We start from the raw sequence: 653 nt of genomic DNA, 5'->3' as shown, positions 1-653 counted from the left end.
TGGTACTGCAGGGGGGACCCTGTGGGAGAGTAGGACGCCGCCGAACAATTATTCAAGGCCGCGGCCCCCGCGACTCGCTGGGGCCGCGGCCTTTTTGTGTTTTGCGAACGTGAAGAAGACCGGCAGAACGGGACTTCCGCCCAGACGCGGACGGTCCTGGCATGCCGGACAATGGAGAAGGTACGCAGGCCAGCAGGCCGGCGTCGAAACCGTGTGGCGGCAGCGGAGTTGCATGCTCCGCCAGCGGTGGAGCTGAAGCAGCAGAAGGAGTCACCACGATGTCGAACCAGCCCCAGGACCGTCCCGAGCGTCGATCGGACGACGGCCGAGGCTACGAGCCCCGGTCCCGTGGGGGCTCGTCCAACGACCGTGGCGGCTACCGTCGCGATGACCGCCGTGACGATCGCCGTGACGATCGTTCGTCCGGTGGCTTCCGTCGGGACGACCGCCCCTCCGGCGGCTACCGCCGTGACGACCGTCCGGCCGGTGGCTACGGCCGTGACCGTGACGACCGTGGTGGCGAGCGCGGTGGTTTCCGTCGTGACGACCGTCCGGCCGGTGGCGGCTTCCGTCGCGACGACCGCCCGTCCGGTGGCTTCAACCGCGACCGCGGTGACCGTCCCTCCGGCGGCTACGGCCGTGACCGCGATGAC

1 pseudogene is annotated in these 653 nt (G+C 69.7%); it reads left to right on the top strand.

The annotated features are described in order from the left end of the window. Nucleotides 1-278: 278 nt before the first annotated feature. Nucleotides 279-653, top strand: a pseudogene (locus tag ACFWP2_RS33915) (RNA helicase); the annotation flags it as partial.

The sequence above is a fragment of the Kitasatospora sp. NPDC058444 genome, from assembly GCF_042721415.1.
In the GTDB taxonomy this organism is placed as follows: Bacteria; Actinomycetota; Actinomycetes; order Streptomycetales; family Streptomycetaceae; genus Kitasatospora.
This window is presented reverse-complemented; position numbering and strand designations above follow the sequence as displayed.